This window comes from Streptomyces sp. NPDC058469 (assembly GCF_042721125.1).
GTDB lineage: Bacteria > Actinomycetota > Actinomycetes > Streptomycetales > Streptomycetaceae > Streptomyces.
On sequence record NZ_JBHXME010000175.1, the window covers coordinates 1 to 23303 of the forward strand.

Consider the following 23303-nt stretch of genomic DNA (forward strand, 5'->3'; position numbering starts at 1 on the left):
GGGACGGGGTCGGCCACGGGCGGCAGCGAAGATCGCCTTGTTTCGGGCGCTGTTCGCCGGTCGGGAGGACATCTATGCGAGGCGCTGGGTGAGCTCCAGAACCGGGCGGACCGGCTGGAGTCCGGCCGAGGACAACGACTGATCGGCGCCGTCCGGGGCACCCGGCAGGCAGCGGCGCAGCCACCGGGATCACGTGTGGTTCGTCGTCCACCGGTAGGGGTAGACAGATGCTTGCATTCGTGGCCGCCGCACTCTTCGTCATCGCCTTCATCATCCGTGTCACCGAGACGTCAACCGAGGTGATCTTCAGTCCGACGAGTCTCATGCTTGCCGGGCTTGCTTTCCTCGCTGTGCACTCGGCCGGCGTGGGGTCAGGCTGGTCCACCCGGGGAAGCTCCACCCGGAGAAGCGGAAGTCGACGCTGAGCAAGGCGATGTGTTCCATCCTCTCGCCGACGAATCCGAACGGGGAGCTGCCGCGGATTACCCGTCAGCGGGGCCGAGTTGCGCCCGGATCAGGCGATTACCACCTGCAGTCGGTGGCTGTCCCTGTGCCGTGAATGAGCGATGGGGCGGAGTCCTTGCCCCTGCCCGCCTCGCATCTAGAGCACGCGGTCCTCGCTGGGCTGCGGCGTGTCCTCGTCCGGCAGGTGCACGTCGTTGACGGCGATGTTCACCTCGACGACTTCCAGGCCCGTCATCCGTTCCACCGCGGCGATCACGTTCTCGCGGACCTCTGCGGCGACCTCGCGGATGCTGACCCCGTATTCGACGACGACCTGGAGGTCGATGGCGGTCTGTTTCTCACCGACCTCGACCTTGACGCCGCGTCCCGCGCTCGCGTGGCCGCCCGGGACCCGGTCGCGCACGGCGCCCATGCTGCGGGTGAATCCGCCGCCCAGTGCGTTGATTCCGGGGACCTCCCGTGCGGCGATCCCTGCGATCTTCTCCACCACCCCGTCCGCGATGGCCGTCCGACCGCGGGTCCCCGGCGGTTCCTGAGGCCCGGGCCGTGCGGTCTGAAGCATCGTGCCCACGCCCATGCTCGGCTCATCGGGATCGGACTTCTGCAGGGTTGAACCGTTCGACTCCGTCACGCGAAGCCACCTCCTCGGGCAGTCGACGGACTGCCATGCCTGAGCGGCTGTTCGCCGCCGCTTTCGCGCTGCCTGTCCAAGTACCGTGCAGGGCACCGGACATGCACGCGCCACCGCGCTTTAACACCGTCCGTATTCTGAGACTGGGCGGCTTTCGGACCACCTGTCGCACCGTGCGAGGACTACGCTGCCGAACAGGCGTCCCAGACCCCGGCGGCTTGTCGTTTCGCGACGCAGATGGCTGCGGGGAGCGGACCTCTCGTCCGTCACCCGGCGCATCCCTGGAGGGAACCGGGTGGGTCCCCTGTCCTGTTGCACGGGCTGTCGGACCGGCCGTCGTTCCACCTCCTCCGAACGTACGCCCCTGCCAGCAGCGCGCCAAGAGGAGCCGGGACTCCCGGCGTTCCCGTCTCGCTGCCGGATGGTCTTTTGAACCGAGGCGTCATGCCCCTCCCACAGCTCACCATCTACCGTCATGACCGCCGGAAACGGGCGCTGATCACCCTGGCCGGTGAGATCGACTTGGATTCGGCACCGCTGGTGCGCGCGGCACTGGCGCGGTGCTTAAGCGACGGCATCCGCATCGTCGATGTCGACCTCACTCCCGTGACCTTCTGCGACTGCAGCGGCCTCAATGCCTTCCTCTACGCCGCGCAGCGCACCACGGAGGCCGGCGGAATCCTGCGACTGCACAACCCGCCACCGACAATGGAGCGGATCCTCGACCTCACCGGCTCCGGGTTCCTGCTTCTCGGCCTACCGCTCGGGCATCTACCACCGTCTCTCGGGGACGTCCCCGCCCCGACAGCCCATGCCCTGCCGCACCGGAGTGTTCCGCTGGTGCCTGTCCTCTCGGGCGATGCGCGGTGACGGCCCAGCCCAGGCAGGGGCAGCCGCACAAGCCCCATGCAGACGAGCCGTCCACCATGGAAGCGGTCCGGCTGCGCCGCGTGAACCGCTGGCTGGCACAGGGCCTGGGCGGGGAGCTGGCGGATCTGTACGTCGACTCCCGCGAGACGCCCGCCCCTGAGGCATACCGCAGCCGCAGCCGCCAGGACTTCCTGAACCGTCTCACCGGCGACATCCGGCGGCCGGGATTCGCCATGGTGATCGCGGAGACGGACCACCTGATGGGATGCGCCTTCGGATTCCCGGTGGACAGCGACGGCTTCTGGTGGCTCGGCTTCGACGGAGCACTGCCGCAGAGCATCGAGCAGCTCACCGCGTCCGGCGGCGTCTTCGCCATCACCAGCATCCTGGTCCGCCCGCACCCGCAGGACCAGGACGTGGCCCGCCGGTTGCAGGAGCGGCTGCTGAGCGACCACCAGGCATCCCTCGGCGCCACCTTGGTGGATCAGGACGACCACCCGACCCTCGCGTCGCTCCGCTCCTGGGGATGGCTGGACGTCGGAGAAATGTGGCGGCCGACGGGCCCGACCATGTTCCGTGCGCTGGTATTCCCCCTCGGGGAACGAACCACGGCGCGGCTGGAGGGACTTGCCCACGATGCCTGGACCCGGTGGCCCGGATGAGGTCCGACAGCCGCTCGGCCCGCATCCAGGTGCTGGTCGCCGAACAGGCGGCCCTCCGTGGTGCCCGGGTCGGCGTGGTCGATGTGTGCACCGCGGCCGTGGCCACACTGCCGGTCGGCGGAGCCGGAGTATCAGCGATGTCCAGGACCGCCGCGAGCCACCCGCTGTGCAGCACCGACGACATCAGCGAACAACTGGAGGAGCTCCAGCTCACCCTGGGCGAGGGCCCCTGTGTGGACGCCTTCACGCACGGCTCGGCCGTCCTGACGCCCGATCTGCTGACCGGCGCACTGCAGGACCGCTGGCCCGTGTTCGCCGACGCGGCACTGGAAGCCGGAGCACGCGCCGTCTTCGCACTCCCCCTACAGATGGGCGCGATCAGCCCGGGAGTCCTCGACCTGTACGCCGACATCCCCACCGTGCTGGACACGGAGCAGTTGGCCGATGCGCTGGCGTTCGCCGATCTCGCGACGCTGCTCCTGCTCGACGCACGGATCGACGAGACGGGCGGACCGGTCGACCGAGCACTGGCAGATCGAGGCTTCGAGGACCTGGGCGGATACCGGGCGGAGATCGACCAGGCCACCGGCATCCTCACCGTCCAACTCGGCGTCGGTATCGACGAAGCCTTCGTCCGGCTCCGCGCCCACGCCTATACGCAGGGACACCGGCTCGCCGACGTGGCCGCCGACGTCGTGGCCCACCGGCTCCGCTTCTCCCCGGACACGGAACCGAGACGGACCGACGAGGAAACCTGACGCCCTGGTGCCATCCGACGAACGTGCTGCGCTTCCCGCCCCGTTCCGGCGGGAATAGTCTCAACTCAACAGAGGGTGCCCACGATGAATCAGCAGCTCCTTGCCAAGACCTTCGTCGAGCTGGCGGACAACCTGGTCGCCGACTTCGACCTCATCGACTTCCTACGCCTGCTCACCGACCGCTGCGTCGGCATGCTCGATGCGAGCGCGGCCGGGGTGCTGCTCGCCGACCGGGACGGCAAACTCCGCGTCATGGCCGCCTCCGACGAACGGGTACGCCTCCTTGAGCTCTTCCAGCTCCAGAACGACGAGGGCCCCTGCCTCGAATGCTTCCACACCGGCACACAGGTGGCAGTCCCCGACCTGACCCGGGAGGTCGACCGCTGGCCGCACTTCGTCACAGCGGCCCACCGCAGCGGCTTCGGGGCCGTCCAGGCCCTGCCCATGCGCCTGCGGGACGAGGTCGTCGGCGCCCTGAACCTCTTCCACACCACCCCCGGCCCCTTCGACCCGGCCGGCACACTCATCGCCCAGGCCCTGGCCGACGTCGCCACCATCAGCCTCCTGCAACAACGCACCGTCCACCGCAGCACCGTCCTCAACGAACAGCTACAGACCGCGCTCAACAGCCGCGTACTGATCGAACAGGCCAAGGGCAAACTCGCCGAACGCCAGAACATCGACATGGAGCAGGCTTTCACCACCCTGCGCAGTTACGCCCGGGCCCACAACCGCCGCCTGTCCGATCTGGCCCGCGCCTTCATCGACGACTCCGAACCCCTCCCCGGCCTGGTGGCCTGACACCGCCGCCGAGGCGGTGACCGCACGCAGCTGCCCCAGCACGAAGAACCACGCTCGGATCACGGGCCGTACTTCTGGAGGCGCGGTGCTGCTGGTGCGCCGCTGCCGGCTGACGCCCTCCGTGGTGCAGCGTCATCCGCGGCGCTGATCCCGGGCTCCGGGCCCTCGCCCCCGGCTGTCTCGCCGGACCGCACCGCCGTCCCCGCTGCTGTCGCCGTCCACGCGGCGCAGTACAGCAGCAGCCTGACCATGAGATTGATCCACAGCACGACAGCGACCGGCACGGCGAAAGCGCCGTACATGCTCTTCGCCGCAACGCCCTGCAGGTAGCCGGTCAGCAACCACTTGAGCAGTTCGAAGCCCGCCTGGCACCGATCAGCCCGGCGACCACGACAGCACGTCGGCCGGGATGCACCCGCGGCAGCCGGGTGAGCAGGTAGACCAGCAGCAGGAAGTCGACAACCAGGGCGATGGCCAGGCCGGCGAAGAACAGCAGAGTTCGCCCCGCCCCGCCCTCGATACCGGCCTTGTCGGCGGCCCAGCCGGCGGCACTGTTGGCGAACACCGAACTGCCGATCGCGACCAGCCCGACCGCGCCAAGACCAACCAGCACCACGGAGTCCTTGAGCTTGAGGAACGGGTTGCCCGGGTCCTGATCCTTCTCCCATACCGCGCGCAGGCACCCGCGCAGGGCGCCGACCCAGTTGATGCCGATCACGAGCAGCAGTCCGCCCGCGATCAGCCCGACGGATCCGGCATGCGCGACGAGACTGTCCAGGTCCAGCAGGTCGGAGAGGCCCGGCCCCTGGGCGGCGATCTTGTCCTGGAGTTTCCCGAGCTGGTCCTCGCTCAGCAGCGTGGCGCCGATCGCAGCGGCCACGGTGATCAGCGGAAAGAGCGCGACGAAACTGGTGAAGGTGATGGCCGCGGCGAGCCGGGCCCAGTGGACGGCATCCAGCCGCTCGAACGCCCGCCAAGCGTGCGTACGCATCAGCTTTCCGATCACCGGCAGCCTTCTCAGCCAGTCCATGAGGAACACCCGCGCTGCGCGTCCCACCATCACCGCGCCCGGCAGCTCAACCGAGGTCTGCGTCGGAGCCGATCGAGCATGACCGCAGCGGCGTCTGGGCATCCGGTGCGGGCAAGGCCGTCTGCGGGATCGTCAGCGGGGAGCGGCCCGGTGGCGGAACCAGTGCTGCTTGTGGCGGGGTCGTTCGACCGGTCCGGCGGGGTCTGCGTCATCCCTCTCCGCCCGCCCCGTCTGCGCACGGGCGGAGTCGCGTTCGTTGATCAGAACGCCCCGTTCCTGTTCGGCTGCGGCTGTCTCGAGCCGAGACTGCTTGAGCCCGCGACGTGCGGAGCGGCCGCGACGAGCGGTGCGGCGTGTACCGGTCAGGAGCAGGCTCAGCCCGAGCAGAGCCGCCGCTCCGACGACGACACCGTACAGGAAGAGGGTGCCGGTGGAGCCGGTGACGTCGACTCCGAAGACGGAGAATCCGCCGGTGAGCTCGTGGGCGCTGCCGCTGTTGGAAAGAACGCCGGCGACGCCGATGACTACTGCGGCGACGAGAATGAGGAGTCCGAGGATGATCATGACGTGCTCCTGGGATCTGCTTCCTGTCCTCACGGTAGAACCGTTCTGCCTGGCACACCATCGCCATGGGTTGCGTCTACCCTGAAATTGAGGTGACCGCAGGATCGGGGGACGCTGGCACTACTGGTGGTCGACCCTCTGGTCCACCCATCCGCCATGACCCCAGGAGGCGTAGCGCCATGGTCTTCTTCCTGGTTCTTCTCGGCGGCGCGATCGCGCTGGTCGTCATCGGCGCTGTCGTCGACGGCATGCTGTATCTGCTCTCCATCGGCGTGCTGCTCGTCATCGCCGCCGTGCTGTACCTGCTCGTGCGCTCGGTATCGCGCTCGCGCCGACGCCCGGCCCACTGACGCCTGGTGGTGGACGGTGGACCGCCGCTCCGCATGCCCACCTGCGGTCGGTGACGGGGGCGGGACGGTTTCCGATCCGGCTTGGGCCACTGTTTCACAGGCGGCGCCAGCGAGCCGAGGCGAACGAGAAGACACCGAAGAGAACTAGCCCGATCGCGACGGCAACCAGAAGCCATGGCCCCACCGGTGTCTGCGTGAAGCTGCGGAGCGTCGCGTCCACGCCCTTGGCCTCGTGCGGGTCGAAGTGGACGGCTGCCACCAGGATGAAGACCCCTGCCGCGGCGAACACCACACCACGTGCCACGCCTCCGCCGACGCCCAGAGCGGTGACGACCTGCTCCGTACGGTGGCTCATGCTGCCGGTGTCCAGCTGCTTGAGGAAGCTCCGCATGGCCGCCCGGACTGCGAGTACCGCACCGATGCCGATCAGGAGGCAGCCCCCGGCACCCACCAGCACCTGGCCGTAGGACAGTTTGAGCGCCGATGCCGTCCAGTCCCGCGACTGCGCATTGCCACTGGAACCCTGCCCGCCCCCGACTGCGAACACGGCGGTCGCCCAGCAGACCGCGGCGTAGAAGAGTGCCCGTCCGCCGTCAAGCACTCGCGAGGCCGCGTTGCGCCGAGGCCCCCTGCCCAGGACCGCGCGGGCGCCCCGCCACAACGCCATGCAGCCGAACCCGACAACCAGCGCCCACAGCATCGCCTTCCCGAAGGGCCCCGCCGCGACCTGGGCCAGCGCACCCTGGCGGTCCGCCGTCCCGCCGCCGTTGCCGAGGGCGATCCGGACGGCCAGTACACCGATGAGGACGTACACCACCCCACGTGCTGCAAAGCCCGCCCGCCCGGCGGCAGTCAGTGTCTGCCTCTCCGCGGAGCGACGGGCGCTGGGCCTGGCGGCCCGGCGCCGCCCGTGCACCCGGGATGTCGTCAGGATGCCCTCCTCAGGACGTGGGGGTCGGTCATCACTTGGTCGCGCAGGCGTGCACAGGTCTGGGTGATCAGACGGGAGACGTGCATCTGCGAGAGACCGAGTTGCAGGGCGATGCGGCTCTGCGTCATCTCGCAGAAGAACCGCATATAGAGGATCTGGCGTTCGCGTTCGGGCAGTGCTCGCAGCAGCGGGCGGAGCGCCTCACGGTTGACGATCCGGTCGAAGCCGGGCTCCAGGCCACCGAGGGTGTCGGTCAGCGGATGGCTGTCCGCGGAGTGGCCGGGCACGGCGTCCAACGACCGGGCGGCGAAGCTCTCCAGCGCCCCTTGGCCCAGCCGTACCTCCGCCTCGGACAGGCCGGTGTGCGCGGCGATCTCGGGGACGGAGGGTTCGCGGCCGCCCCGCGACGAGCACTCATGGTTGGCGGAGCGGACCCGGCCGCGCAGCTCCTGTACGCGCCGCGGCACATGCACGACCCAGAGTTCGTCACGGAAGTGCCGCTTCACCTCGCCGAGGATCGTCGGTATGGCAAAGCTCGGGAAGGCGGTGCCGAAACCTGGGTCGAAGCGGGCCACCGCCTTGACCAGACCGAGCTGCGCGACCTGCTTGAGGTCCTCGAAAGTCTCGCCTCGATGGCGGAAGCGCCCGGCGAGCCGTTCGGCCATCGGCATCCAGGCGCACACCACCTCCTGCCGCAGTGCGGACCTTTCCGGGCCGTGCGGCAGAGCGGCGATACGGCGGAACGCGGCGTCGGTGTCCGGTGCGTCGTCGTAGGGGCGTGCGCTTCGTCGGTTCTGCGTGCGTGCGTACGGCATGGGCGCGTGTCTCCCTCATCGGTGGCGTCACTCACCGTGGGAGCCGGCAGACCGCAGCGCGCAGGGGAGCAGCGACAGCTGCTCCCACGGGCGTGCCTCCGGTCTGAAGCACCTCGGACGGGTTCCCCGGCAGCCCGGGTTCAAACAAGCTCTGCGCTACGCATCTGCGGCTGCCCACGGGACGCGCGGGTGGCGAATGTGGAGCCGACTCTGGGCGGTCCCGTCCGGAACCTGATGGTCAACTGGCAACACGGCAGGCGCCCTTGACCGATTCGTGCGGGCAGGCGGCCGCGTGGTCGGCATCGCTACGGGTACGCAGTCGGCATGAGACACCTCCGCGCACTCGATGCACGGCTCTTCGCGCGCGTCGCCTCTGCCCACCCCCTGCTGCCGTGGCTGGCCGGCGCGGCCGTCATGGGCCTGTCCGGCAACCGTGGCGCACGCCGTGCCGCGCTGCGCGCTACAGGCTCGCTGGCCCTGGCCTCCGCCGCCGTCGGCATCGCCGCCAAGTCGGCGTCCAGCCACCGGCTTCGGTCTATGCCCGCTGTCCGGGCACTGCCGTCCGGGCACCCGGCCGCCGTCGCGGCTTTCGCAACCGCCGTCGCCCTGGAGTCGCCCAAGCTGGGAGCCGCACTCATCCCCCTGGCCACAGCCGCCGCCGTCTTGCGCGCCCGCACCGGCACGTACTCGCCCGTTGAAGTGCTCGCCGGAGCCGCACTCGGGGTCGGTGTCGCGACGGCGACCTGCCGTTGGTGGCCGCTGCACGTGGACGCACCCGCCGACACCGCCCGGCCGAACGCCTCCGTCCCCGCGCTTCCCGCGGGTCTGGGGCTGATCGCGGTCGTCAACAGCGATGCGGGCGGCGACACGCCGGCCGAAGCCAAACTGCGGATCCTTCTGCCGATGGCGGACATACGGCTCTGTGAAAGTGGCGTCGACCTGCACCTGGTGCTCGACCAGGCCGCCAAGGACGTGCTCGCCCACGGTGGCGCGCTCGGCGTCGTGGGCGGTGACGGGACGGTCAACGCGGCAGCGGTCCGGGCCACCGAGAGCGGACTGCCACTGGCCGTGTTCCCCGCCGGCACCCTCAACCACTTCGCCGCCGACCTTGGCCTTGCGACCCTGGAGTCCACTGCCGACGCCGTGGAGGCAGGTTACGGCGGCGCGGTCGACCTCGGCCGGGTCACCGCCGCGGACGGTGCCGGCACGTACTTCCTCAACACCTTCGGTATCGGCGTCTATCCCGAACTCGTCCGGGCTCGGGAAGCCCGCGAGAGGCGCCTGGGCAAGTGGCCCGCCCTGTGCATCGGCCTGCTCCGCGTCCTCGCCGACGGCACCCCCAGCCAGGTCACCGTCGACGGGCGGCACCGGCGGCTGTGGCTGCTCTTCGCCGGCAACAGCCGCTACGACCCGCCCGGCTTCGCCCCCTCCTACCGCCGCAGCCTCAACGACGGACTCCTCGACATCCGCACCGTCGACGGCAGCCACCCCTTCGCCCGCACCCGTCTCGTCACCGCCTTCCTCACCGGAACCCTCGCCCGCTCCCGCGTCTACCAGGCCACCACGGTCACCCGGCTGCGGATCGACGGAATGAGCGAGGAAGAGGACTACACCCGTGACGGCGAAGTAAGCCCGGCCGCCGGCACACTCCACCTCGACAAAGCGGCACGTGCGCTCACCGTCTACCTGCCGCCACCGCACTGACGCCACCGGCGGAGTGGCGCTCGTCGAGCGTTCTGCCTGCTCAACGGCTTTGAGGTCGGGGAAGGGGCAGGCCGGTGTTTGAGTTCCACGAGGTGGGCTACACAACGGAGGCGTCCGACGGCCGTCCTGGACGAAGGCACCGGAGAGTTGAGCTCACAGCTCCCGGTGCCGCCCGCTGAGCACGCACGCCGTCACCGCCGGTCCTCCTGATGGAGGCGCCGCAGCCCCCGGCGCAGCTCCCGCTGTATCGGCTCCGGGAGCGCCTCGTCCTTCGTCGTGGCGACCAGGGCCGCAGTCACGTCACGGAGCTTGATGTTGCAGTGCTGCGACACCTCCACCAGCAGGTCCCATGCCCTCTCGCTGGAACACGGCGCCAAGGCCATCAGCATGCCGCGCGCCTGGTCGATCACCGCACGGCTCGCCAACGCGCGGCCCAACTGCTCGTTCCTGGCGCGTAGTTCGACGACCTCGGCCAGTAGAGCCGTTTCCTCCGCCGAAGCCACGGCCGTCAACAGCCGCTGTTCCTCGCGGGGCGTGGTCAGTTGGCGCATCGTGCGTACCTCACAGGGCAGTCGTCCTGTCCGTAGGCGGTCAGCGGCGCGCCAGTTGCCGTTCGCCGGCCGCACCGGGCTTGTAGGCCAGTCCGTAGTGCTTGAAGACCGCTTCCTCCTGCTCGGCGGGCAGCACGTCGTCGGTGCCGATCGAAGGGGCCTGCTTCACCAGCGTTCCGACATAGCCGACCTTGAGATAGCCCGGCCCGGCGATCGCGTCCTCCAAGGGGACGAAGACCAGCCGGTGCCGGGTGGGCAGTCCGATCCGCACCGTGGCCATGGCCGGCTCATCGGTGGTGGTGTCCACATACACCGCCTCCAGGACACCGATCTTGTGCGACTCGGTATCGACGACATCGCGGTCGCGCCATTCGCGGACGTCGGCTGCGTGAATCATGACCTTCCCCTTCCGGGCGGCTCATCCGCCGGTGGTGAGTCGCACCCCCGGTCTTCCGCGTAAAGCCGCCGCAGTGCGTGCCGCAGCGCCCGCTGCATCAGCCGCGAGAGCGGCTCACCTTCCCAGGCGGCGACCACGGCCGCAGCCACCTCCGGAAGTTTGGTGTTGCACTGCCGCGAGATATCCACCAGCAGGTTCCTGGCCGGCCCACGGCGGCAGGGGGCCAGGACCATCACCATGCCGCATGCCTGATCAATGACCGCACGGCCGGCCAGCGCCCGCCGCAGCTGATCGATCTCGGCGCGCAGCGTCACTACATCCTGACCCGCCGGGTCCTCTACCGAGTTCTCGGCCGTCAGATCCCACCAGTCCCCCGGAAGCATGGTTGTGCGATGCATGGCACGTACCTCTCCACGAATTCGGCGCGTCCGGCGTGGCTGAAGCCGTCCCGGAACTCCTGGATGTCGGGCAACTACATCGGTCACCCGCGGCGTTCATGGTCCCGACGGTCCTCGCGCCTCCAGCGCGCCTGGTGCCGACGGCTGTAGCGACGGTCCCAGCGGTCCTGACGATCCCGGCGGTTCTCGTAGTCCCGGTACTCCCCGAGATCGGAACCGTCACCACGGATCCAGCCTCCCCCGCGATCGCGGCCGTGCCGGGTGACGCCGAAGACCAACACGGCCGCGGCCACCCACCACAGGGGGTTGATGAAGCCGAGGCCGAACAAGACCACGATGAGGATGAGAAGCGATACGAACACGGCGGGCCTCCCCGGAGCGGAACAAGGCATCACTGCCGGGGGCCGGGGCCTGTTCGAACAGCGTAGCCCTCCCCAGAGGCTGCGGACAGCGCCCCATGTAACGGTCTGCCACCCGGAGCAGATGGCCACTTGACATCTGTCCAGGGAGCGCGGCGAGGGCTAGCGTGCACGGTACGGCCCGAGCCCCCGGCAGCGTCGATCACCTCTCGCGCTCCTTCGGGGGCGCACCTGGCGCATCGGTGCCGGCCCCCGTCCCGATTACCTACGGGCCGCTCCCGCACTCGCCGTCGCTGCGCGATCCTTGCGCCGCCTCGATGCGCCCCATGCGGGCATCCTCCCTCTGCTGCCCGCCGCGTCGCACGCATCCCACCGCAGGCGGTACGCATGTACGTACTGATCGTTCCGGCTTCTGCCCCCTTCGTCCTGCTCGCCACCGTGATGGGCCTGTCCTGGTGGGAGGACCACGTCCTGCCGGCGCCGCCGGCCGAGCCGGTCGACGGTTCCGCCGAGGCTCCGTTTGCCCCAGCGGCCCCTGCCCAGCTCCCAGAACTCCCCCGCGCCGACACCACGTTGACAAGGAAGTCGCCGGGCGTTGACTGACAGCACGGCGTAGGGCCATGCCACTCCGGATGACTCGGGCGACGCATTCCACCTCCCCCGCTTCGCCCGGACCCCGCGGAATCAGGAACTTCCCGCGATCTGGAGGCCCGGCAATGATCCTGTGGATCCTTCTCCTTCTGCTGATCCTGGCGGTGTTCGGGTTCGGCTTCACCATGCAGACCCTCTGGTGGGTCGCCGCCGTACTGCTGGTCGTCTGGATCGTCGGCTTCGCCATGCGCGGGCGCGGCGGTGGCAGGCGTAGCGGTGGCAGCCGCCGGTACGGCCGCAGCCGCGGGTAACACATCGCGTCGCTGCTGGAGTCGCTCAGCCCGGTCCGTGACCAGCACCCCACCATCTGACAGTCGCGAAAGCCCACACTCCGGACGCTTCGAGGAGCGCGACAACCATCCTGCCCCTCGAAGCGCCCGTATCGGCACCACAGGCGGCTTCGCTCCGCAGGGGCCGCAGGCGCGTGGCAGGCAGCAGTTGGCGGGAGACGCAGAGCGTCGAGGGGGCAGGGTACTAACGCATTACTGTCGTCGACATGACGGAGCCAGTGGCAGAGACGCACCCCCACGAGAACGACCCGGGCCCGGCACGCCTGATCTTTCTGTCTGACGGCATCTACGCCATCGCGATGACACTGCTCGTCATCAACGTGGCGATCCCCGCGCATCTGGATGACGCCGCATTCCACAGAGCCCTGAGCGATGCGCTTCCCAACGTCGGCGCCTTCGCCCTCAGCTTCACCCTCATCGCCGGGTTCTGGCGTGACCACCGCCGCATCCTCACCGCACTGCCCACCGAGACGGCCATAGTCACCCGCCTGATCCTCCTGGGCCTCGGCCTGGTCGCCCTGCTGCCCTTCCCCACCGGACTCCTGGCCGCGTACGCCTCTCAACCTGAAGCCGTCGCCCTCTACGCGGGTGCCATGGCCGCGATCCATGCCGTGCACGCAACCCTGCTGCTGCTCACGCAACGCCAAGTGCACCCCTCTCCCGCATCATCATCCGCCGCCGCGGCCCGCCGCCACTTCACCGCCCAACTCGGTTCCAGCGTTCTGATCTTCGGCCTCTCTATTCCCTTGGCCTTCGTCAACACGGAAGCAGCCATGTGGTTCTGGCTCACGCTGATCCCCGCCCACTACATCCTCGGCCACCGCCTCCGCCGACTCCCTCACCAGTGAACCGCCCGGCCCGGGCACGACCCAGTCAGAGGTCACCCGCCAGCTCGCCCCACGCTTCACCGTCGCGCTCCACACCCGAACATCGGCCGCCAGCCACCGCTCTGCGTGCGCCTGCTCGACGGCCGCGTGTCAGCTAAGCCGTCGCACGCCCGCCACTGACTGTGCGACGCCCTCACCGGCCGGCCCGTGCACAACTCGCCGAGGCTCTCAGCGCCTGATCGCAAGGTATTTCCGGGCAACCTGCCGCAACGACCACCGTCTGGGTACATCAGCGACTACGTTCCCGATCCATGCGAGCCTTCAACTTCAAGCAGGGGAAAGGGCCTTGGGACTCGGGGACCTTGCTCCACTGGTACGTCGAGGTGGACTGGGACGATCCGCGCCACGATGCCCTCGCCCAGCTGGTCACGGACTCGAACCAGACCCTTCTGGGCGCCGGATTCCCTATCACCCCGGTCGAACATCGCTGGCTGCACATCACCGTCGACCAGATCAGCAAACCCACCACCTGATCGGCCAAGCCGAGCGGGACACACTCGTCGCCGAGGTCAGCCACCGGGTCGCCAGCATCGCGCCGTTCACCATCATGATCGGATCGGTCCTCAGCTACGCCAGCGGCGCCATCGCCGACACACATCCCGATCACGAGCTCGCAGCCCTGCACTCCGCAGCACGGGACGGCACCCGTGCCACGCTCGGCGACGACGCCTGCCAGTACGAGTTCGGGATTCAACATCTGACAACGGCCTACGCGTACGCCGAAGCGGAATCCGACGCCGCGCAACGCCTCCTCCGACGAGTGAGGCCGAGCCATGCCCCGCTGCACATCAACGCGGTCCACCTCGTCGACGTCACCGCGAGCCCTCAGACCAAGACGATCACGTGGGAAAACGTGACGCGGGTCCCCCTCGGCACAGCTCTCTGACTCGGCTCGGATCGGTGCGGGCCTCCGAGTGGTGGGCCGGACAGTACAAAGGACAAGATCGTGAGACAGAATTGCCGTGTCCCTCGAATGAGACGGCGGATGAAGCCCAGGTCACCGCAGCGGAACGGGACATTCCGAATGCGGGCCTACACCTGCCGTGAGGTCCTGGGCGACTATCCCATCTGGTGCGTGCCCGACGACCTCGTGCACATCACCGTGGAAACGGACGCCTCCGCCCCCAGCACCGACATCAGCCCCGCCGAGCGCACCCGTCTCATCGCCGCGCTCAAAGCCCGGCTCACGCGTTTCGAACCGATCACCGTGCTGTGCGGCAGTCCGCTGGCGAACCGCACCGGGGCCGTTCTCGACACCCATCCCGACCAGGGGCTCGTGGCCCTGCGGAACCTGGTCCGTGCCGCGCTGTGGGAGGTGCACGACACATCGGCGATCGCACACGGGGGAGGCCGGGGGCACGCCTCCCTCGGCTACGCCTACGACGGCGCCGACTCCGACCCGCTCCAGAGCGCCCTTCGCCGGATCAGCCCCAGCCACGCTCCACTGACCGTGTCCCAGCTGCATCTCCTCGACGTGTGCTGGACTGCCCACCCCTCGCCGGACGGCGGCGTCCGGTGGGAGATGAGCTGGGAACCCGTCGCGCGCATACCGCTGGGAGGTGGCTGACCCGCGCCACCGGCCCTCCCAGCTTCATCGAGCCAACGATCAGACCAACGATTCAAAGGGCCGACCGAGCCCCGCACGGACGCGCCGTGCAACGTCCGGCGCGATGGGCCATTGCCAGCAGGGCTGCTGGGGGAGCGCCGAAAAGCACGTCCGCGTGTCCGACTCCTGTCGCGAGTGCGCACGCGGAACCTACCTTTGTTTGATAGGCGATTGGGGGTCGTCGGAGTGCGGGACACACGTCTGGTACAGACCGCGGTGATCGGGGACGAGCACTCCGATGTGCCCGTCGTCCTGCCGACTGAGGCGATCGCGTTGGACGGCTTCCGGCGGGCTCATGCCCGCGACACGTTCTGGTGCGGGGTCCTGCTCGGCGGTTGCGGCTCTCAACTCGCCCACAAGCTGTACGTCGACCGGCAGTGTCACTTTCAGCACTATCCGCAGGCCGACGGCACCCCGCACACGTGCCGCAGGCCAAGGGTCGGGGAGTCCAGCGCCGACCATCTGTACGTGAAGTCGGCGATGTCCCAGTCCCTGCTGGAGCACGGCCGGGCCGGCCTGTTCGCGTTCCCGCCGCCGATCGGCTCTCTCCTCGAAGTGGAGGTCCAGGACGGTGGTCGCCTGCGCGTCCATATGGACAACATGGTGCCACCGAACTGGGCGGACGACCCTACGGTCGTCCTCGGGGCCGGCGTCGAGCTGGACCCGGGCATCCTGGTGAACTGCCCGTACGTGTACCGGGTGCGGTGCGAGAGCGACGGAGCGAGCCGCCGCGTCTGGATCGGCACGCAGAGCCTGGCCCGCCCCACCGAGTGGATCCCTCTCAGCGACTGCGCCTGGAGCGAGGACGGCCTGCTGACCCCGGCCGCCGCCCGGATCCTCGACGAACAATCCGCCCCCGCCCCCGCTCACGGGACGGCCGAGGCGGGACACCGGCCGGGCGCCGTGCCGGAGAACGTCCTGCTGTTCATCCGCGGGCTGGAGGCTGCTCAGCGTTCCGGAACGGTCGAACACGTCCGCCGCCTCTGCGGCGGCAGCGGCGCCTTCCTCGACGCTCTGCAGGGTCCTGACCGTGCCGAAGCGGAAGGGGCCCTCGATGAGGCCCGGACGTGGCTCGCGAGTCACGAGGACTACCAGCAGCGCGTGTTCACCGATCTCCGCCAGGCCGTGGCCGAGAGGCGCGCCTTCGACGTCCGATCCCAGCTGCTGACGGCAGCCGCACTGACCCGCCGCGGCGCCAGCGTCATGGAGCAGCGCGTTCTGGCCGAGGCCCGGGCCTTCCTCCGCCAGCAGAACCACCTTCCCGGACCCGGCCGCACCGTGCTGCACCCCCTGCTCGAATCCTCCCGGCCCCGAAGGCGCGCACCCGAGCCCCCCAACCGGCATGAAATACCCGAGGCACCGAAGGAACGGACAGAGCGGACGACGTCGCGGGAGGCGAACAGCACCCGCGCGGAACGTCGTTCCCGACGCACGGCCGTACGCAGGGCCAGGAACATCATGGAACGCCTCGCCGAGGGCCACCGCGTGTCGGCCGACGAGAAGCAGAAGCTGACCGAGGAGCTGGCCGGCGTCGTGGAGACCGCAGGTGACTGGCTGTCCGCCGACGAACAGAAAAAGGCGAAGTCCTGGATCAGGAAGTCGTCCACGCGGCGAAAACCGGAGAGCGGGCGCCAGGAGCGCCATGAACTGACTGCGGACGTCGTGCAGTCCACTGCCGCCGCCGTGCGCGGCGCGCTCAAGAGGGCCGCCCGCGAACAGAACACGATCAGCTGGGCACAGCTGCGACGGCAACTCGGTGCCGCGCTGCCCGCCATGACCATGGCCGACCGGGTCCAGATCCTCACCCTCGTCGACCAGTCCACTGCGGCAGACCAGCCGCTCCTGTCCTGTCTGGTCGCCGCGGGAGACCCCGAGATGATGACGGCCTTCCGCGAGGTCGCCGGAGCACTGGGCCTGGAACCGCCGACTGACGAAGACGACCTGCGCGACGTAGTCGAAGCCGACGTACAGCAGGTTCACCGCCACTGGCGATGGAAATGGACCCCTTCGCACGGAACCGCCCCGGCGGCCAAGACTGAGCACTCGCCCTGAGATGTCGCAGCAGACCGCCGGGGGAAACGGATGCTCACAGATGACGTCCTTCTGGCGTCGGCGATGAGCGAAACGCCGTAACGCCCCTGGACTTGCGCGTGGTGGGGAAGATAGGAGAGGTGCATCCGCCCAACGTGCGGGTGGCCCGGAAGCGGCAGGGAGAGGAGCACGGCGTGATCGATGTGCCGACGGACGAGGCTGTGGCCGCGGGGCATGTGCGGACGCAGGCGGATACCGGGGCGGACTCGGTCGTGCGGGTCCGTGTGGACTGGCACGAACTGGCAGAAGGGCATCCGCAGGAGGAGGGGACGTGGCATCTTCTGGCACCGGTCGGCCGGTCGCCGATCGAGCCGGAGCCGGTCGCCCAGAGCGCGTCCGTCGTCGTTGCTGACGCCCGCCATCACCGCAGTGTTGATGCCGCTCACGAGGAGCTGCGGGCGAGGGTGCGGTCGCTTCCCGGTGCGCTGGTCGTGGCCGCGGTGACGAGCAGTCGTGAGGCGCTGGTCTGGGTGAGCGTCCAGCCGCCCGCGGTCTGGGAACCGGCCGGCTACACGGTGACTGTCCGCAGTGACGAACCTGGACCGGTGGGCTTGTACCCGTCGGTGGTCTACGGGTGGATCCGCTGGTGGGCCGATCAGCAGACCGGCTTCCCGGAGGGCTTCCCCGTCGGTCTGCTGCTGCCGCGCCCGCCGAGCCGCATCGTCGCCGTGCTCTCCGGCACCTACCGACTCACCATCACTCCGGCCGACGCGCGCAGCTCCAGCACGTACACCGACCCGCACGACCCCACGGAGTGGCGCTGACCCCCTGACGCTGCACGCCCGTTCACGGGTGCTCTCTTTCTTCTAGGACGCCGGCGCCCCTGCCCCCAGCCCTCGGTCGAGCCACTCCAGAGCGGGTGCCAGTCGCATGCGGACGTCGGGTGTGTCCATCGACGGCAGCTCCTCCATCGCCCAGTCGTCCACCGCCTGGGAGACCGTCAGGGAGGTGATCAGGCGGCTAAGTGGTCCGCCGACATCGGGCAAGCGCTCGGCGAACAGGGCGAGCGTGGCATCCAGTACGTCCGCGGTGTGCAGGTACTCGGTGCCCGGCGTGTGCACGTACGGCGCGAGAGCGATGAGCGCCGCCTGATCGTCCAACTGCTCATCGCGGTCCAGCGCAAAGAGGATCAGTGCCAGGCTGTCCAGGGCGTACGGACGCTTCCACTCCCATCCCTTCATCAGCCACTGCGGCTCGATGAGCTGCGCGGCCCGGGCAACGGCGCTCTTCCACCCAGGCTCGTCCCTGCCGATCGCCGACGCCTTTTCCATGCACTCGCGCAGACTCGATTTCATAGCAGCACGGTATTGGTTCCACGGCCGCCTCAACACGGCGCCCAGCAGATCCCGCACTGGGCGATCGGCAATCGGCAGACGGCCAGAGCAGAGGTGGGCTGCCGCACTGCGCTGTGCTGATGCCCTCGGCATCCACTACGACACCATCGGCATCGAGCGCTGCCTTGGGCTCCCCGATGACCACCGCCCAGCCCGCCCCGGCGACAACCCACGCCCTGGCCGGCACTCCGCAGGATCTGCTTGGTGGGCCCGGCAACAGCACTACCCTGGGGGGCGGTGGCATCCGGCTGCGGATTCCCCTCACCGGCTGCCCCCGAGTCAGCACTGCGCGAGCGTCCCGCCGTCCCCCGGTGTCCTGAAGCGCGGGACCTTCCGGATCAGGCCGCCCTCGCCCGTTAGCCGCGGCACTCCGCCTCCCTGAAACAGGAAAGCCCTCAGGCCGGCACGGGCGTGCTGCTCAGAGCCTCGCGGCCCAAGACAATGAATCGCTCCTCCAACTCCTCGTAGAGTTCGATGGCCTCGCCCGCCCATTGGATATTGCCCTCTCCTTGCGCAAGGAACGCGACCTCGCGGTACCAGCCGCTCATGGCGGAGGCCAAGTTGCCCGCCGCGCGTGCAATCTCCTCCGGCCCGTGCAGCTTGACGAGGCTCACGACTTCAAGGGCGGACTCGACGGCCAGGCCGAACTCCTGAAGCCTCTCCGCAACTCCCGGGGAAGGCTCAGCTCGACCATGAGTGTCCTGGACCTCCACGTGCGCGGCGTAGCCCAGTCTGTAGGTGCGGCTGCATGCAGTGGCGAGCTTCGTATAGGCCGTGGTCCTCTCCAGTCTTGCCGATTGATCGTTTTGAGCGCGTCTCTGTTCCGTTCCACCGAGACGGGTGGTGGCCAGCGTTCCGACCACCCCGACAACGGTTCCAATCAACCCGACGACCGCAGTGTCCATGACCCTATTGAAGCCGAGAGCGGGTGCGAGGCGTCCCGATCCCCGGTATTTGGCCTTCTCCTTGGGGGCGTCCTCCGTCCAGGTCCGCGGTCAGCCCGACGGCTCTGCAGGGAGCTGGGCCAGCACCGAGCAGTCGGCCTCGCCGGACCCTCAACTGGCCAACGCCCAGGGCCGCTTCGTCACGTTCGTCGCAACACTGGAATGATCACCGTGCTGCGATGATCATTGGGTCCGCCCACTTGCAGGAGCGCTGCTGCGACCTTCGTCGATGCCCCGGGCCACCGGCGGGATGGCCGGTCCGGACGATGCCAGGGAGCCGAGCACGCACGGTACGGGGCGACGGCGATTCCCGGCGCCCGACTGCGCGTTCTGGCAGAATCGGATCATGGGGTTCGGGGAAGTTGCACTCATCGCCGCGGTGGCGGCGGTAGCCGGCGGTCTGCCCGTTATCTGGTTTGCCAGACCTCTGCGGCGCCAGTCAACGAGCGTGGCTGGCGTCCTTCCCGACGTGCTGCAACTCATCGGTTCCGCCGCGAATGAACAGCGGCAGCACGATGTCCGGCGCCCGGCCTATCTGGAGTTCCTCTATCGCGTCGATACAGCGCTCGGCGCCGCCAGTCCCAGTGGGCCTGCTCCTCTCGACAAACGCCGGGCTGTCAACAGCACCCTGGACGCCCTGCGGCTGGTGGGTCCCGACGACGTCCTCTACGCCGCACAGCACCTTGCCACGCTGGTACAGGACGATCGCAGCTGCCCGCCCGACGACGTGGACCGGGCGAGGACCGTGTTCCTCACGGCCGCACGCAGCGCCCTCAGTGTGCCTGCCGGCCCAACTGCCAAATCACCCGCACCAGATAGGGCTATTTGAATCACCCCGCCTGGTGATCTGCCCCGTACGGGGCCAGCGCCCGCATCAGGCCACGGCACGACCGCCCACGTTCCTCAGGCGGCCTTCACACAGCTGACCGGCCGGGCCGGTGTGGACGCGTCAGTACTCAACGTCCCCGCTCACCGCGGCCATCATGGTGGAGCGCACCGCCCCCAGATGGTTCCACGCGGGCGCCATCTCCTCCCACAGCAGGCGCCGAGGAGGCTCCTCCTCCCAACTGGCAGCGGTCCCGAACCGCAGCCGGGCGGCAACCTCCTCTGCCGGAGCACCCGTGTATCTGGTGCGGTAGGCGATTTCGTCCTCGGTCGGCTCGGGCAGGACGGCCTCAGCCCAGGCGGCCAGTACCGCGTCCGCGTGCCGCACCACCGGCTGCGCACCCCGGACGTACATGTCGATCAGCTCGGCCATGGGCGAGCCGGCGGGAAGGCGTTCGCGCCACTCGGGCAAGAACTCCTCCCGCAGCATGGTGACTTCGTCGGCCAGTACGGCGACGTTCTCTGTACGCAGGCGCGGTGTCCACGGCCCTGGCTCTGTGCCCCGGGGGAAGCCGCGCTCCTTCTCTTCCGTGCTCTTGACCAGTTGGAAGAAGGCGGCGCCGCACGTGGCTTCCTCATCGCTGGGCTGCCACTGGTAGCGGTTGAGTGATCGGGCAATCTCACTCAACCTGCTCTGGTCCAAAGTCTCGGTCATGGCCGCTACCGTACGAGCGGGAGGAGGGCGCTGCCAACGCCGGTCTTAGCAGGTATTTTTCAACCTCGGCCGTGACGAGCATGGACCCTCACGGCGCGACCGCCGCACGCGCAGTGCAGTGGGCCGGCTGCTGTGGGACAGGGCAGGCGTTGCATAAATCTGGCTCTGGCCGTAGTTCCGAGTTCCGTGGATCAGTGCAGAAGCGGGCGGGGGCCGTCGCTGTTGCTTAGCTCATCGACCGTCGGTTGAGTGAGGATGCGGACATGACCAGCGTTTGGGCGGTCAGGGCTGCGCGGAGGTTCCTCGCTGATCCTGTGGTGGTGGCGACGGCGATGGCTCGGGAGACGAAGTCGGCGGCAACCTCACGCTCTCCGTCTGCGGCGTAGATGTGCGCGCTGGCGGTCAGGACTTCGGCGGAGCCTCGGACGATGCTGGTGGGCCATGTTGCGCGAGCGTCGTCGAGCGCGGTGCGTCCGGTGCGGATCGCGGACGCTTTGCTTGAAGCGAGCCGGACTGCGGTGTGGCCCGTCCATTTGTTCAGCTCGGCTGCGTTGAGGTAGCCGATGTAGGGGGGTTTCTCGCCGTCGTCGGCGTGGTCGAGGAGTTTCCAGGCGGTGGTGAGGTCTGTGTGTGCGGCGCGGCTGTGGGTGAGGCATGCGTGGTGGTGGGCGCGGACGGCGTGGAGCCAGGATCGTACGGCGGGGTGGGCGCGGGTGCCCGCGAGGTGCAGGGCGTGGTGGGCGAGGGTGAGTGCCTTGTCGTAGTGGCCGAGGTCGGCGAGGATGCGGCTGCTCTGGCCCAGGAGGTTGCAGCACGAGGAGATGTCGCCGGCCGTCTGGGCGTGTCCGGCGGCGTCGCGGTAGTGGGTGATGGCGAGTTCGGCCTGGCCGAGGTCGTAGGTGAGGAAGCCGACGAAGCCGCCGGTGTCGGCGGCGAAGGCGGCGATCCGGTGGCGTTCGGTGTCGCTGGTGGCGGTCGTGAGCCAGGCGAGGATCTGCTGGTGGTGTTCCCGGGCCTGGCTGTAGACGGCTTGTGCGCCACGGAGGTTGTCCAGCCGGCCGTGGGCGGCGCGTAAGTCCTTGTGCGCGATCAGCAGATCGTGGCTGTCCGCGTCCAGCGTCTGTTCTGCGCCCAGGCCGGTGAGAGCGGCTGCCGCGACGCCGGTGCCTTTGAGGAAGTCCCTGCGAAACACGCTGTCCCAATCCAGCAGGAGACCGTCCACGGCCTGGTCGGGAGCCGTGGTGCTCGCCCGCTCCGCTTGTTGTCGTTCCGCTTCGGCTAACTCCACCAGTTTGCCGTCGGCACCGACCGCTTTGTCCAGAGCGTCTGCTATCCGGGGCGTGGGCAGTCTGCGCCCGGTCTCGATGTCACCGATGACGCTCTTGCTGCAGCAGGCCCGGCGGGCGAGGGCACGCAGGGATAACTCTCCGCGCAGGCGGCGCAGTTCGGTGGCGAAGGTCACCTGGGTTGTCGGCTCTGGCATGGCTGCCTCCACGGCGCTGTGGGACGTCGATGTCCGCGGCCCGTTGCGGACAGGGTTGGTCTGCGACGACCAGCACACACTCTCCCGTGTCCGGATGGTGGCCCGGTCGTCAATTTGCGGACACCTGCGGACAGTTGCCCCCTGTTCCCGAGGTGGTGCGGGAGGCCACGATGACGGCTACGGGCCCTGAGCGTAGGGACTCACCGCGCGGTGGCCAAGGTGGTGCTGCGTGAGTGTTCCCGGCACCCGCCCGGTATCCGAGACGGTCACGAGGGGAGGGCACAGCCATGCCCAGGATCGCGTTGTACGGCAAGCCCGGCGCGGGCAAGAGCACGCTCGCCGGCCTGCTGGCGAAGGAGTGGGCCCGCTCGGGCAGGAAGGTGCTGCCCGTGAAGCTGGCGGCGCCGCTCTACGAACTCCAGGCCGTGGTCTACGCGGTGGCGGGCAGGCCCCTGCTGGAGAGCGGCGCCCAGGACGGCCGGCTGCTGAACCTGCTGGGCACCGAGCTGCGCCGTATCAACCCGGGCGCACTGACCGAGCCGTTCGCCGAGCGGGTGCGGCAGGCCGGGGACCTGTGGCCGCAGGCCGTGCTGCTCTGTGACGACATGCGCGCGGCGGATGTGGAGGCGGTGACCGCTCTGGGCTTTGCCCTGGTGGAGGTCACGGCGCCCGATGAGGTCCGGCAGCGGTGCAAAGCCGGGCGGGCCGACCTGTCCGCGGGGGATGAGAACCATCCCACCGAGGCGGCGGTCGCCACGGCGCCGTGGTGGCGGGTGGACAACTCCGGCAGCCTCGACGACCTGCGCAAGCACGCCGCCGAGCTGGCCCAGGAGGCGCTGCGGTGATCCTCACCGGCGCTGAGATCGCCCGTCAGCGGGCTGTGGGGACGGTGGTGATCGAACCGTTCTCGCCCGACCGGCTCAACCCGGTCTCCTACAACTACCGCCTCCACAGGGCCTTGAAGACCCACCCCTCTGCGGCGGCCGACACGCACGCCGACTACGGCCTGGACGAGGGGGTGATTCCCCTGGAGGGGCTCGTGCTCCGGCCCGGCCGGGAAGCGCGCGGGTACCGCGTCCCTCGTGGGAAACTAAAGCAGTGAGCCTTTTCAGCGGTGCCGCTCCAGGGTGAGGATGGCGGCTGCGATTGACGACATGCGGTTGGGACTGCACCGGGCTTTGCGGAAGATCC

General features: G+C 69.2%; 30 protein-coding genes and 1 pseudogene. 18 read left to right on the top strand and 13 right to left on the bottom strand.

Annotated elements, in window-relative coordinates:
• Positions 1-37 precede the first annotated feature (37 nt).
• Positions 38-142, top strand: a complete 105-nt coding sequence (locus tag ACFWP5_RS44055) for a hypothetical protein (RefSeq protein ID WP_384170481.1) — start codon at positions 38-40, stop codon at positions 140-142.
• A 459-nt stretch (positions 143-601) separates the two neighbouring features.
• On the opposite strand, the gene ACFWP5_RS44060 is transcribed toward ACFWP5_RS44055, so the two are convergent.
• Positions 602-1042: an Asp23/Gls24 family envelope stress response protein gene (locus ACFWP5_RS44060; RefSeq protein WP_384170483.1), complete on the bottom strand. Its 441-nt coding sequence runs from the start codon at positions 1040-1042 to the stop codon at positions 602-604.
• A gap of 498 nt (positions 1043-1540) precedes the next feature.
• Between ACFWP5_RS44060 and ACFWP5_RS44065 the strand changes: the two genes are divergently transcribed.
• From ACFWP5_RS44065 to ACFWP5_RS44080, 4 genes are all read left to right on the top strand, one after another.
• Positions 1541-1966: an STAS domain-containing protein gene (locus ACFWP5_RS44065; protein WP_384170426.1), complete on the top strand. Its 426-nt coding sequence runs from the start codon at positions 1541-1543 to the stop codon at positions 1964-1966.
• 56 nt (positions 1967-2022) lie between these two features.
• Entirely contained in the window at positions 2023-2628 is a 606-nt protein-coding gene (locus tag ACFWP5_RS44070) for a hypothetical protein (RefSeq protein WP_384170428.1), read from the top strand.
• A complete protein-coding gene (locus ACFWP5_RS44075; protein ID WP_384170430.1) occupies positions 2625-3386 on the top strand; it encodes an ANTAR domain-containing protein in 762 nt (253 codons plus the stop codon). The genes ACFWP5_RS44070 and ACFWP5_RS44075 overlap by 4 nt, the downstream gene beginning before the upstream one ends.
• 84 nt (positions 3387-3470) lie before the next feature.
• Complete coding sequence (locus ACFWP5_RS44080) at positions 3471-4187, top strand: ANTAR domain-containing protein (RefSeq protein WP_384170432.1); 717 nt, start codon at positions 3471-3473, stop codon at positions 4185-4187.
• 59 nt (positions 4188-4246) lie between these two features.
• Here the strand turns inward: ACFWP5_RS44080 and ACFWP5_RS44085 are convergent.
• Together ACFWP5_RS44085 and ACFWP5_RS44090 are read right to left on the bottom strand one after the other, a co-directional pair.
• Positions 4247-5217: pseudogene (locus ACFWP5_RS44085) on the bottom strand (YihY/virulence factor BrkB family protein).
• Between the two features lie 132 nt (positions 5218-5349).
• On the bottom strand, positions 5350-5781 hold the full coding sequence (locus tag ACFWP5_RS44090) for a hypothetical protein (RefSeq protein WP_384170434.1): 432 nt from the start codon (positions 5779-5781) through the stop codon (positions 5350-5352).
• Between the two features lie 179 nt (positions 5782-5960).
• Between ACFWP5_RS44090 and ACFWP5_RS44095 the strand changes: the two genes are divergently transcribed.
• Positions 5961-6131, top strand: coding sequence for a hypothetical protein (locus tag ACFWP5_RS44095; RefSeq protein WP_384170436.1), 171 nt, complete (start codon positions 5961-5963; stop codon positions 6129-6131).
• Between the two features lie 94 nt (positions 6132-6225).
• Here ACFWP5_RS44095 and ACFWP5_RS44100 read toward each other — a convergent pair whose 3' ends face one another.
• Both ACFWP5_RS44100 and ACFWP5_RS44105 read right to left on the bottom strand, forming a co-directional pair.
• Positions 6226-7062, bottom strand: a complete 837-nt coding sequence (locus ACFWP5_RS44100; protein ID WP_384170485.1) for a DUF1206 domain-containing protein — start codon at positions 7060-7062, stop codon at positions 6226-6228.
• The gene (locus tag ACFWP5_RS44105) at positions 7059-7877 is read right to left on the bottom strand and encodes a SigB/SigF/SigG family RNA polymerase sigma factor (RefSeq protein ID WP_384170438.1); all 819 of its coding nucleotides are present in this window, start codon (positions 7875-7877) and stop codon (positions 7059-7061) included. The genes ACFWP5_RS44100 and ACFWP5_RS44105 overlap by 4 nt, the downstream gene beginning before the upstream one ends.
• A gap of 324 nt (positions 7878-8201) precedes the next feature.
• On the opposite strand from ACFWP5_RS44105, the gene ACFWP5_RS44110 reads away from it, so the two are divergent.
• A complete protein-coding gene (locus ACFWP5_RS44110; protein WP_384170440.1) occupies positions 8202-9581 on the top strand; it encodes a diacylglycerol/lipid kinase family protein in 1380 nt (459 codons plus the stop codon).
• Between the two features lie 191 nt (positions 9582-9772).
• Here the strand turns inward: ACFWP5_RS44110 and ACFWP5_RS44115 are convergent, their stop codons facing one another.
• The 4 genes from ACFWP5_RS44115 to ACFWP5_RS44130 form a co-directional block, all read right to left on the bottom strand.
• Complete coding sequence (locus ACFWP5_RS44115; protein ID WP_384170442.1) at positions 9773-10132, bottom strand: ANTAR domain-containing protein; 360 nt, start codon at positions 10130-10132, stop codon at positions 9773-9775.
• A 40-nt stretch (positions 10133-10172) separates the two neighbouring features.
• A complete protein-coding gene (locus ACFWP5_RS44120; RefSeq protein WP_384170444.1) occupies positions 10173-10529 on the bottom strand; it encodes a PRC-barrel domain-containing protein in 357 nt (118 codons plus the stop codon).
• Positions 10526-10927, bottom strand: a complete 402-nt coding sequence (locus ACFWP5_RS44125; protein WP_384170446.1) for an ANTAR domain-containing protein — start codon at positions 10925-10927, stop codon at positions 10526-10528. Before ACFWP5_RS44125 ends, ACFWP5_RS44120 begins: the two co-directional genes overlap by 4 nt.
• 83 nt (positions 10928-11010) lie before the next feature.
• On the bottom strand, positions 11011-11289 hold the full coding sequence (locus ACFWP5_RS44130; protein WP_384170448.1) for a hypothetical protein: 279 nt from the start codon (positions 11287-11289) through the stop codon (positions 11011-11013).
• Between the two features lie 384 nt (positions 11290-11673).
• Between ACFWP5_RS44130 and ACFWP5_RS44135 the strand changes: the two genes are divergently transcribed.
• The 8 genes from ACFWP5_RS44135 to ACFWP5_RS44170 all read left to right on the top strand — a co-directional run bounded on the left by ACFWP5_RS44135 (position 11674) and on the right by ACFWP5_RS44170 (position 17575).
• Positions 11674-11889 carry a hypothetical protein gene (locus ACFWP5_RS44135; protein WP_384170450.1) on the top strand — a complete coding sequence of 72 codons (216 nt, stop codon included), beginning with the start codon at positions 11674-11676 and terminating at the stop codon, positions 11887-11889.
• A 113-nt stretch (positions 11890-12002) separates the two neighbouring features.
• Positions 12003-12188, top strand: coding sequence for a hydrophobic protein (locus tag ACFWP5_RS44140; protein ID WP_384170452.1), 186 nt, complete (start codon positions 12003-12005; stop codon positions 12186-12188).
• Positions 12189-12433: 245 nt separating this feature from the next.
• Positions 12434-13075, top strand: a complete 642-nt coding sequence (locus ACFWP5_RS44145; RefSeq protein WP_384170454.1) for a TMEM175 family protein — start codon at positions 12434-12436, stop codon at positions 13073-13075.
• A 290-nt stretch (positions 13076-13365) separates the two neighbouring features.
• On the top strand, positions 13366-13587 hold the full coding sequence (locus ACFWP5_RS44150) for a hypothetical protein (protein WP_384170456.1): 222 nt from the start codon (positions 13366-13368) through the stop codon (positions 13585-13587).
• A 74-nt stretch (positions 13588-13661) separates the two neighbouring features.
• Positions 13662-14000, top strand: a complete 339-nt coding sequence (locus tag ACFWP5_RS44155) for a hypothetical protein (RefSeq protein WP_384170458.1) — start codon at positions 13662-13664, stop codon at positions 13998-14000.
• Positions 14001-14138: 138 nt separating this feature from the next.
• Positions 14139-14681, top strand: coding sequence for a 2'-5' RNA ligase family protein (locus ACFWP5_RS44160; RefSeq protein ID WP_384170461.1), 543 nt, complete (start codon positions 14139-14141; stop codon positions 14679-14681).
• Between the two features lie 225 nt (positions 14682-14906).
• Entirely contained in the window at positions 14907-16772 is a 1866-nt protein-coding gene (locus ACFWP5_RS44165; RefSeq protein ID WP_384170463.1) for a hypothetical protein, read from the top strand.
• Positions 16773-16945: 173 nt separating this feature from the next.
• Entirely contained in the window at positions 16946-17575 is a 630-nt protein-coding gene (locus ACFWP5_RS44170; RefSeq protein WP_384170465.1) for a hypothetical protein, read from the top strand.
• Positions 17576-17617: 42 nt separating this feature from the next.
• On the opposite strand, the gene ACFWP5_RS44175 is transcribed toward ACFWP5_RS44170, so the two are convergent.
• The gene (locus ACFWP5_RS44175) at positions 17618-18106 is read right to left on the bottom strand and encodes a hypothetical protein (protein ID WP_384170467.1); all 489 of its coding nucleotides are present in this window, start codon (positions 18104-18106) and stop codon (positions 17618-17620) included.
• A 434-nt stretch (positions 18107-18540) separates the two neighbouring features.
• A complete protein-coding gene (locus tag ACFWP5_RS44180) occupies positions 18541-19050 on the bottom strand; it encodes a hypothetical protein (RefSeq protein ID WP_384170469.1) in 510 nt (169 codons plus the stop codon).
• A 385-nt stretch (positions 19051-19435) separates the two neighbouring features.
• Here ACFWP5_RS44180 and ACFWP5_RS44185 point away from each other — a divergent pair, with 385 nt between their 5' ends.
• Positions 19436-19918, top strand: coding sequence for a hypothetical protein (locus ACFWP5_RS44185; RefSeq protein ID WP_384170471.1), 483 nt, complete (start codon positions 19436-19438; stop codon positions 19916-19918).
• A gap of 120 nt (positions 19919-20038) precedes the next feature.
• On the opposite strand, the gene ACFWP5_RS44190 is transcribed toward ACFWP5_RS44185, so the two are convergent.
• Both ACFWP5_RS44190 and ACFWP5_RS44195 read right to left on the bottom strand, forming a co-directional pair.
• Entirely contained in the window at positions 20039-20629 is a 591-nt protein-coding gene (locus tag ACFWP5_RS44190; RefSeq protein ID WP_384170473.1) for a hypothetical protein, read from the bottom strand.
• 226 nt (positions 20630-20855) lie between these two features.
• Positions 20856-22112 (bottom strand): helix-turn-helix domain-containing protein, encoded by a 1257-nt coding sequence (locus tag ACFWP5_RS44195; protein ID WP_384170475.1) that lies wholly within the window; start codon positions 22110-22112, stop codon positions 20856-20858.
• Between the two features lie 287 nt (positions 22113-22399).
• On the opposite strand from ACFWP5_RS44195, the gene ACFWP5_RS44200 reads away from it, so the two are divergent.
• Together ACFWP5_RS44200 and ACFWP5_RS44205 are read left to right on the top strand one after the other, a co-directional pair.
• On the top strand, positions 22400-22957 hold the full coding sequence (locus tag ACFWP5_RS44200) for a hypothetical protein (protein WP_384170477.1): 558 nt from the start codon (positions 22400-22402) through the stop codon (positions 22955-22957).
• Positions 22954-23214, top strand: a complete 261-nt coding sequence (locus ACFWP5_RS44205; protein WP_384170479.1) for a hypothetical protein — start codon at positions 22954-22956, stop codon at positions 23212-23214. Before ACFWP5_RS44200 ends, ACFWP5_RS44205 begins: the two co-directional genes overlap by 4 nt.
• The last annotated feature ends 89 nt before the right edge of the window (positions 23215-23303 follow it).